The 8,711-nt window shown below is 71.6% G+C and carries 7 protein-coding genes; 3 read left to right on the top strand and 4 right to left on the bottom strand.

Going from position 1 to position 8,711, the window contains the following annotated elements:
* Positions 1-353: 353 nt before the first annotated feature.
* Positions 354-1,139, bottom strand: a complete 786-nt coding sequence (locus tag D7V88_RS06950; protein ID WP_120539813.1) for an anti-sigma factor — start codon at positions 1,137-1,139, stop codon at positions 354-356.
* Positions 1,136-1,765: an RNA polymerase sigma factor gene (locus tag D7V88_RS06945; RefSeq protein WP_120539812.1), complete on the bottom strand. Its 630-nt coding sequence runs from the start codon at positions 1,763-1,765 to the stop codon at positions 1,136-1,138. Before D7V88_RS06945 ends, D7V88_RS06950 begins: the two co-directional genes overlap by 4 nt.
* A 124-nt stretch (positions 1,766-1,889) precedes the next feature.
* On the opposite strand from D7V88_RS06945, the gene D7V88_RS06940 reads away from it, so the two are divergent.
* From D7V88_RS06940 to D7V88_RS06925, 3 genes are read left to right on the top strand one after another with little or no spacing between them, the layout of a single operon-like run.
* A complete protein-coding gene (locus D7V88_RS06940; protein ID WP_120539811.1) occupies positions 1,890-3,149 on the top strand; it encodes a hypothetical protein in 1,260 nt (419 codons plus the stop codon).
* Positions 3,146-3,904: a hypothetical protein gene (locus D7V88_RS06935; RefSeq protein WP_120539810.1), complete on the top strand. Its 759-nt coding sequence runs from the start codon at positions 3,146-3,148 to the stop codon at positions 3,902-3,904. Before D7V88_RS06940 ends, D7V88_RS06935 begins: the two co-directional genes overlap by 4 nt.
* Positions 3,901-5,058 carry an Ig domain-containing protein gene (locus tag D7V88_RS06925; protein WP_158625022.1) on the top strand — a complete coding sequence of 386 codons (1,158 nt, stop codon included), beginning with the start codon at positions 3,901-3,903 and terminating at the stop codon, positions 5,056-5,058. The genes D7V88_RS06935 and D7V88_RS06925 overlap by 4 nt, the downstream gene beginning before the upstream one ends.
* Before the next feature lie 13 nt (positions 5,059-5,071).
* Here D7V88_RS06925 and D7V88_RS06920 read toward each other — a convergent pair whose 3' ends face one another.
* Together D7V88_RS06920 and D7V88_RS06915 are read right to left on the bottom strand one after the other, a co-directional pair.
* Positions 5,072-5,575: a hypothetical protein gene (locus D7V88_RS06920; RefSeq protein ID WP_120539807.1), complete on the bottom strand. Its 504-nt coding sequence runs from the start codon at positions 5,573-5,575 to the stop codon at positions 5,072-5,074.
* A gap of 41 nt (positions 5,576-5,616) precedes the next feature.
* Positions 5,617-8,697 (bottom strand): POTRA domain-containing protein, encoded by a 3,081-nt coding sequence (locus D7V88_RS06915; RefSeq protein WP_244238030.1) that lies wholly within the window; start codon positions 8,695-8,697, stop codon positions 5,617-5,619.
* Positions 8,698-8,711 lie beyond the last annotated feature (14 nt).

Below are 8,711 nucleotides of genomic sequence, written 5' to 3'. Positions count from 1 at the left end.
ACCCGGAGCCCCCTCCCGCTCCAGACACTGTCAGCCCCGGGGGCGCGGACGCCCCCTTGGCCAGGGCAGGGGCCCGGATTCCGCCGCTCCAGAAGAATCCGGTGGCATCACGATCCACGAAATCAGGCTCGTGACACTTCATTTCCAGACGCGTCCTGGATGCCGCGTCACCTTCACGAACGCCATCGCCGGAGCATGGTGCGTGCGGCCCGAGGACCTCCTCGACGCGCCATGCGGTCCCCCGGCACCAAGGAAGTGGATCGCCGCGCCGCGTCCGTCGTCGTTTCGGACCCCACAAAGCTCGGCAGTCCCCGCCCCTCCCCTGTGTTCACACGGGGGAGGGGTTGTTCGTTTCAGGGGGCCACGGGCGTGAGCGTCACCAGCGTGTCCGCGACCGTCCTGCCCTGCGCGTCCGTGAAGTTCGCGCGCACCAGCACGGGGCCCGTCAGCCACCCCCCCTGGACCGGCGTGCTGAACGGCAACGCGACGTCCACGCCGGCCGCGACTTCGGAGGCCGAACCCTCGCGCGGAAAGAAGTGCAGCGCCTCCCCCGTCACGGACGTGCCGTCCAGCGACAGGCGAGCGCGCTCCGGCGCGGTGTAGCTGAACTGCACCGCGTGGCCCTCCGCGCACGCCAGCGTCCCACCCGGCCGGGCCTCCGCGACCACCGCCCCCGCAGGCGCGATGCAGAAGGCCCGCACGCCCCAGGCCCCCACGCCCGGCGCCGCCGAGCGCGCTTGCCACTCCGGCGCCGTCTCCCTCGGAGGCTGGAGCGACGGCACCACGACCATCAGCGCCACGGCGGCCGCCGCCGCGCCCAGCGACAGGGGCACGAGAAACGGGGACGTGAACCACCGGCGCGCGGGCTCCACCACCACCGGACGCGGGGCGGGACTGGACTGCTTCGCCATCCGCGCCCACAGCGCCTGCTCCAAGAGCGCGCTCTTCGCCTGGGGAAGGGCGCGCTTCTCCAGCGCGGACTCCACGCGGGACAGCCGGTCGTAGGTCTCCTGGCACGAAGGGCACGTCGCCAGGTGCGCGCGCAGGTGTTGGAAGCCGGCCGCGTCCAGCGCCTCGGAGCCCTTCTCGAAGAGGGCAGCCATCGCCTGCTTCACCCGACGGTCGTCACAGCGGCTCATCGTGCACTCCGTCGCTTGAAGAAGCTCCAGCCCTGCGTCTCCAGGTCCTCCAGGTACCCCTTCGACTGGAGGAACCCGAGCAGCCTGGACTTCAACCCGAACTCCCGCCGCCGCACCTGGATGCGCGTGAGACCCAGCGCCGTGGCGGCGTCTTCCTGGGCCACGCCTTCGCCGAAGCGCAGCTCGAACAGCCGGTGCTCCTCGCGCGACAGTCCATCCTTGAACACCGCGAGCAGCGTCTCCACCTCGCGGTCCTCCAGCACCTCCGCCAACCCGCCGTCCTCGCCCGACGCCTCGGTGAGGCCCTCGAAGGGCACGTCCCGCCCCACCAGCTCCCGCTCGCGCGACTGTTCGAGGAGGACATTGCGCGCGATGCCCATCAGGAAGTGGGAATAGGGACGCGTGCCGTTGTAGGCCGCGCGCGTGCGGGGCTCGAACGCGCGGGCGAAGGTCTCCAGCAGGGTGTTCTCCAACTCCATCGCGTTCCTCAAGCGGGTGAAGGCCCCCCGCCATGCGGCCGCCTTGAGCAGGCGGGCGAGCGGCTCCGCGTGCGCGCGATACACGTCCGCCAACACCTCCGGGGTGCCTTCTCGAAAACGGCGCAGCGTGTCGTCATCCCACTCCATCCCTCAGGGGCTTACCGCGACCATCGCGGTCCCGTCATCCGCATGTTGTCGCGAGCAGGCCCCAGTGGATTGTCGGACGTTTTCCGTGGCATCCTTTCTTTCCGGCGCACCGCGCCATCTCCCCATGCGAACGCCCTCCCACAGGACCCTGGCCCTGGGTGTGCTCCTCCTGGTGGGAACCGCCGCGAGCGCCGCGCCCGAACAGGTGCACTACGCGCTCATCGTCGCCAGCAACACGGGCACGGAGAAGTCCCAGGCCCCCCTGCGCTACGCCGACGACGACGGCGCCCGGTACTACGAGCTGTTCGCGCCCCGCTCGCGCGAGGTCGTCCTGCTCAGTGTGCTGGACGCCGACACGCAGGCCCTGCACCCGGGGCTCGCCGCGAAGACGCGCCCTCCCACGCATGCCTCCCTGGAGGACGCGCTCCGCCGCCTGAATGAGCGCATGGCCCAGGACCGGGCGCGGGGACAGGCGCCGGTGCTGTCCTTCGTCTTCGTGGGCCACGGCAAGCGCGGCGCCGCGGGAGAAGGCACGGTGAGCCTGCTGGACGGGCCCCTGACGCGCACGGAGCTGTTCTCGCGCGTGCTCGCGCCGAGCAAGGCGTCCTTCATCCAGCTCATCGTGGACGCGTGTGATTCGTACTTCTTCGTGCACTCGCGCGGCTCCTTGCCGGTGGGGCCCGCGTACGCGGACGCCGTGAAGGGCCTGCTGGGCGGGCGCGAGTTGGAGCGCTTCCCGCAGGTGGGCGTGGTGCTGTCCACGTCGTCGGAGCAGGAGAGCCACGAGTGGAGCGCCATCCGCTCCGGCGTCTTCAGCCACATGGTGCGCTCGGCGCTGTCGGGCGCGGGCGACGTCAACGGCGACGGACGCGTGGACTACGCGGAGCTGCGGGCCTTCGTGGCCGCCGCCAGCCAGGGTCTGGACGACGTGCGGGGACAGCCGCGAGTGTTCATCCAGCCGCCCGCGCTGGACCGGGCGTTCGCGCTGACGGACATGGGGACCGCCGCGTCGCTGGGCTACCTGCTCGTGCCCACGGGCCTGGAGGGCCGGCTGTGGGTGGAGGACGCACGAGGCATCCGCGTGGTGGAGCTGCACAAGGAGCGCGAACGGCCGCTGGTGGTGTCGTTGCCCGTGGGGCGGGGTTACTACCTGCGCGGCACGGGTCGGGAAGCGACGTTCAACCTCACGCGCGCGGCGGAGGTGGTGGACGCAGGGGGGCTGGCCTGGCGCGAGTCCACCGTGGCGGCCCGGGGCGCCGTGGAGGATGCCTTCCGGGACAAGCTCTTCTCCGTGCCCTTCGGACAGCGCTTCTACCGGGGCTACATGGCGAGCTTCGGCATCACGCCGCCGCCCGACGAAGCCGACGCGTCGCTGGTGCCATGAGCGCGTCCGCCACCTCCCTTCTGCTCTGGCTCGCGCAAGGTGCTGTCGCCTGCGACGCGGACACGCGCGTGGTGCTGATGCCCTTCGAACGCGTGGCGCTGCCTTCCGCCGACGCGCGTGCGCTGGAGGACGCCACGCGGCGCGCGGTGTCCGCCCTGCCGGATGCGTGTCTGGAGTCGCGCGAGGACACGGCTGCGCGGCTGCGCGGGGCGGGCGCGTCGCTGTCATCGTGTGGCAACACGGAGTGCCGGAGCGCGCAGGCCGTGTCGCTGGGTGCGCGCAGGCTCGTGCGCGGCGTGGCGCTGGGCGTGGGCGGCAGGCGCAGCGTGGCGCTCACGGTGACGGATGCGCGGGGCACGGAGACGCGCGCGCAGTTCGAGGCACCGGCCCTGACGCCGGGCGAGGCGGACACGCGGGCCCGGCAGGCGTTGCAGGAGGTCTGGGCGCCCCTGCGCACGGAGACGGTGAAGCAGGCCGCGCCCCGGGGTTCACGCCTGCTGCCCAAGGTGATGATGGGCGCGGGCGGCGTAGCGCTCGCGGTGGGCGTGGGCTTTGGAATCGCGGCGCGGAGCACGGAGTCCCGGGTGTCGAAGAACGGGGGCGAGTGCGCCTCGGCCGGCGAGGACTTCTCGGGCTGCTTCGCTTCGCGGCTGGACGCGGGTCGTCGGCAGGCACGCACGTCGAACGTGCTGATGGGCGTGGGTGCGCTGCTCGGGCTCGGGGGCGCGGTGTCGTTCATCTGGGAGTGGCCATGAGGACGCACCTTCGGAAACTCCAGGCAGCGCTGATCAGCGCCCTCCTCCTCACGTTGCAGTCCTGCACGTTCGCGCCCGACCTCTCACGGTTCGCCGCGTGTGATGCATCGGGGGGCTGTCCGACGGGCACCTACTGCCTCACCGATGTGAACCGGTGCCTGCCGGCCTGTGGCGAAGGCCGCCAGTGCGACCCGCCCATCTCCGAGGAGGACGCGGGCACGGAGCCGGATGGAGGCACGACGCCGGATGCAGGCGAGGCCGACGCGGGCACTGTCGATGCGGGCACTGTCGATGCGGGCACCGCCGATGCGGGCACGCAACCAGATGCAGGCACGACACCGGACGCGGGCCCCGCCGCGCTCTCGCTGACGTCCACCCTCATGCATGGGGCCACCGAAACCGTCTACTTCACGGAACAGCTCCAGGCCCAGGGAGGAACCCCACCCTACACGTTCAGCTTCACGAACCAGCTCCCGGAGGGCTTCTCGCTCGGCACCGGAGGCCTGCTCACCGGCACGCCTTCGCGCGCGGGAGATGTCTTCTTCCCGGTGGAAGTCACCGACGAGAGCACCCCCATGAAGCGCGCCAGCGGCAGCCTGCGACTGAGCGTGCGGCCCGTGCTGCGCCTCGCGGGGCCCGCGCCGCTCGCGGACGCGCCCAGGAACAATCCCTACACGGAGACCGTCTCCGCCACTGGAGGCAAGGCTCCGTACCTCTTCGCCCTCGCCCCGCAGCAGTCGCTGCCGTCGGGGCTGACGTTGAGCGCGAACGGCGGCGTCACGGGCACCACGACCCAGGAGGGTCTGCGGACCTTCACGGTGGTGGTGACGGACAGCGACACGCCGCCCCAGAGCGCCACCCGCACGCTCTCCATCGCCCTCGCGGACGTCACCGCGTTCGTCAAGCTGCTCTCGCGCGGCGTGCCAGACGCGCGCGTCGGCTCCGACTACGCCTACGTCTTCCAGACGATCAGCGGCAGCAACTCGTTCACGTGGAGCATCAAGGACGGGGCGCTGCCCACGGGCATCCTCCTGGACACGAAGAAGGGCATCCTCTCCGGCAAACCCACGGTCGCGGGCGACTTCACCTTCATGCTCCACGTCCAGGACCTGCTGAGCAATACCCAGCAGAGCTACACGCTCCACGTGGACTGAAAGCTCTTAGGCCTCACGGGTACTGGTCCACCACCAGGATGATGCCGGTGTTGTCCTGCACCACGGAGAAGCCCTTCAGGGGACTGGGATACGCGATGAGCCCCTCGCCGTCCCGGTCCCAGCGCGAATCCAGCAGCACGCCGCAGAAGGGCACCGACGTGGCCCCGCTCTCCGGCGTGAAGATGCGGTCATACCGACCGAACACGCGGTGCTTCGTCACGTAGAGCCGCCCACCGATGCGCGCGCCTGGAAGCTTCGCCTCCCCTGCCCCCTGCGGCAGCGCGATGACGAAGCTGTAGTTGTAGCGGGCCGGCCCCGGGTGGTCCTGGATGCTGTCCACGATGACCGGGATGCGGTCCCCCGTCTTCAACCCCAGGCGCTCCATCTGGAGCTGTGCCCCGCGAGGACAGGTCCCCTCCGGCGGCATCCACTTGGGGCGCGGAGGCTTCGCGGAAGCGTCCGGCCCATGCTGGCACGCGAGCGCGAGCAGCCCCAGCAGGGCCCACCCTCCAGCCATCCCACGGCGCGGATGTTCGGGTCGCACGCGAAGGCCTCCGGTCAGAACGTACCGATGCTGAAGTGGAACTGCGTGGGGGCTTCGTTGAGCGCTTCGTCGCGGTCCAGGTTGAAGCCCACATCGAAGGCCAGCGGGCCCACGGGCGTCACGTAGCGCAGACCCACGCCCGCCGCGTAGCGCAGCACCTTCGCGTCGAAGAGGGTGCGGTCCTGCCACAGGTTGCCCACCTCGAAGAACAGGCCCAGGTCCACCGCCGCCACCGCCGGCACGCGCAACTCCGCCTTGCCCAGCGTGTAGAGCTCACCGCCCTGGCTCGCGGGCACCTGGCCGGAGAGCACCGCCTTCAGGTCATCCGGGCAGCCCGCCGGGGTAATCACCGCGCGGCACGCGGCCAGCCGCTGGTGGAGCACCTCGCGCACGTCCTGCGGCAGCACGCCGTCTTCACGGAAGCCGCGCAAGCTGGACGAACCGCCCAGGTAGAACAGCTTGGAGCCGATGTTCTGCGAGCCCTCCGTCAAGGGAACGATGGTGCCCGCACGCACGCTCACCGCCACGCTCGCGCGGCGTCCCAGCGGCGCGTACGCGCTGACGCTGCCCGACAGCTTCACACCGTCGATGGGGAACTCCGGCACGCGGTTGCCCGCGACATCCGTGGGGTGCACGCTGATGCCGCGCATGAACTCCGCGCTGGTGCTGAGCACCATGCCGCGCCGGGGGTTGGCCGGGTCGTCGCGAAAGTCCAGCGTCGCCGACGGCCGGAGCGAGTGCAGCGCGAAGTCGCCGTACGGGTAGCGCAGCCGCTCCTGGTCCGCGCGGTTCACCAGCTCCAGCACGCCCGCGCGCGAGCGCAGCCGGTTGTTCTCCAGTTCGTACTGGAGCGACACGTTCACCCACGACGCCAGCGCCCAGTCCGCGCCCACCACCGCCGCGAACCGGGTGGACAGGTACGAAGGCCGGTGCACGCGCTCGCCAATCAGGTCCAGGCGGGCGCCAATCTCCTGCGGTGCCACGAAGGACAACCGGGGCTGCGACAGCGCCAGGTTGCCGCGTCCGCCCAGGCCGCTGAAGCCATCCAGGTCGGAGTCGCACGCCTCGCCCGACAGCTCGCCGGTGCTGCACCCGGTGGGCAGACGCGAGGACGACAAGGCCTCCGCGCTCGCGCCCGCGTAGTTCACCTTGCCGCGCGCCAGCAGGTTCAGACCCCGGCCATCCAGGTTGCGCCACGCCGTGTCCAACGTGATGCGAGGACCGTCGACCAGGAAGTAGCCGCCGGACACCTCACCGTCGATGCGCGGTCGCTCCTGCACCGTCACCAGCACGTCCTTGGAGGCTTCACGCCGGTTGGGGTCCGCGAGTGAAATCTCCGCCTGACGGAACAGCCCCAGCCGGGACAGCCGCCGCTGCGCATCCGCCAGCGCCTCCACCGACAGGGGCGCCCCGGGCTTCAGGTCCAACTGCGCCAGCACCACGTCCGGATCCGAGCGCTTCAGCCCCTGGAGCAGCACCTGCCCCACGTGCACGCGGGGCCCGGCATCCACACGGAACGCCACCTGCGCGGACGTGCCCTCCCCGTCCACCGACACCGCGTTGCTCACGCGAGCGAAGAGGTAGCCCTCGCGGCCCAGTCCGCGCTCAAGCGCCGCCTGCGCCTGCTCCACCCGCTCGAAGCTCAGCGGCGTGCCCTTGGGCAAGAGCAGCGTCACCCACGAGGGGTTCACCTCCGGAGGCAGGCCCTCGAAGGCGGTGTCGAGCAGGAGCGCGCGGGGCCCCTCCTCCACGTCGAAGTCCGCCTCCGCCGTGTGGTGCACCGTGTCCACCGTGAGGCCGCGAAAGGTCACCAGCGCGGAGGCGAAGCCCTGCTCGCGGTAGGCCGTCGTCATCGCGTCCACGGCCTCCAGCCACATGTCCTCCACATAGACGGTGGACGGGTCCGGCGGAGACACCACGCTCGTCCCGTGGCGGCGTCCGCGCCCCTCGGTCTCCAGCGGATCCTCGCGCATGGGCAGGTCCAGCTCCGGCCACGTCTCCGCCGCCGCCACCTGGTTGGAGAGCTGCGCGCGCAGCGCCTCCGACGACACGGCCACGTTGCCGTGGAAGCGCACCTCCGTCACCCGAAGCGCAGGCCCCTCTTCCACCTGGAAGCCCAGCACTGCCGCGTCGCCATCCGGGCGGATCATCTCCAGCGCCCGCACGCGCGCGTCGTGGAAGCCCCGCCGTCGGTAGAACGCCTCCAGCCGCCGCGCGAGCCTCGCCGCCACGGACTCGTCCAATGCCTCCTCGCCGTCGTAGGCCACCACCCGCGCCAGCAGTGTGGCCGGGAAGTGGCGGTTGCCCGTGAAGCGCAGGTGGAAGGCCGGCCCCGCCGCCAGCGGCACCGCCACGGACGCCTCGCTGTCCTCGACGACGATGGTGGGAGGCCCCACCCACGCCCGCCAGTGCCGTCCCTCGCGCAGTTGCACCCGCAGCCGCTCCAGGCCCAAATCCAACCGCGCCCGGTCGAACACCTCGCCGGGCACCATTCCCAGCGCCTCCACGAGGCGAGGCAGGGGCAGCGCGGGGCTGCCGGAGAACGTCACCTGCCGCACGCGGGTGGGCTTGCCCTCCTCCACCACCAGCGTCACCGCCACGCCGCCCGCGGGCACCGACTGCTCCTCCACCCGGACGGAGACGGCGTCATAGCCCTTGCGCTGGTAGGCCTCGCGCACGGAGGCCGCCGCCGTGTCCAGTTCCTCCGGATCCAGGGGCCCACCCTCCAGCAGGCCGCTCGCATCCAGCAGCTCCGCGGTCGTGAGCACGCGGTTGCCCCGCACCGTCACGTGGGCCAGTTGGGGCAGCGGCGTGAGCTGGAAGACGAGCCGCACCCCACCGGGCACGTCCTCCGTGGTGGCCACCACGTCCGCGAAGCGCCCCGTGGCGAACAACTGCTCCACGGACCGGCGCACCGCGCCCGGCGTCAGCGCCTGGCCCTTGCGCAGGGTGACGAGCGCCGAAAGGCCCTCGGAGGCCACGCCTTCGGGCAGGTGCAGCTCCACCGCCATCACGTTGGGGGCGGCGTCGTCGCTGTCGCCCGAGCCAGTGGGGGACGCCGCGAAGGCGGGCCACGCGCACACGAGGAGCAGCACCGCGGTCAGCGCGG

The organism is Corallococcus terminator (assembly GCF_003611635.1).
Lineage (GTDB): Bacteria > Myxococcota > Myxococcia > Myxococcales > Myxococcaceae > Corallococcus > Corallococcus terminator.
The sequence above is the reverse complement of the archived record's forward strand: the minus strand, read 5'-3'. Positions and strand labels throughout refer to the sequence as shown.

What these genes read in the sequence shown, in the direction of transcription:
- D7V88_RS06950 (WP_120539813.1), bottom strand. Translation starts at nt 1,139, where the DNA reads ATGAGCCGCTGTGACGACCGTCGGGTGAAGCAGGCGATGGCTGCCCTC.
- D7V88_RS06945 (WP_120539812.1), bottom strand. Translation starts at nt 1,765, where the DNA reads ATGGAGTGGGATGACGACACGCTGCGCCGTTTTCGAGAAGGCACCCCG.
- D7V88_RS06940 (WP_120539811.1), top strand. Translation starts at nt 1,890, where the DNA reads ATGCGAACGCCCTCCCACAGGACCCTGGCCCTGGGTGTGCTCCTCCTG.
- D7V88_RS06935 (WP_120539810.1), top strand. Translation starts at nt 3,146, where the DNA reads ATGAGCGCGTCCGCCACCTCCCTTCTGCTCTGGCTCGCGCAAGGTGCT.
- D7V88_RS06925 (WP_158625022.1), top strand. Translation starts at nt 3,901, where the DNA reads ATGAGGACGCACCTTCGGAAACTCCAGGCAGCGCTGATCAGCGCCCTC.
- D7V88_RS06920 (WP_120539807.1), bottom strand. Translation starts at nt 5,575, where the DNA reads ATGGCTGGAGGGTGGGCCCTGCTGGGGCTGCTCGCGCTCGCGTGCCAG.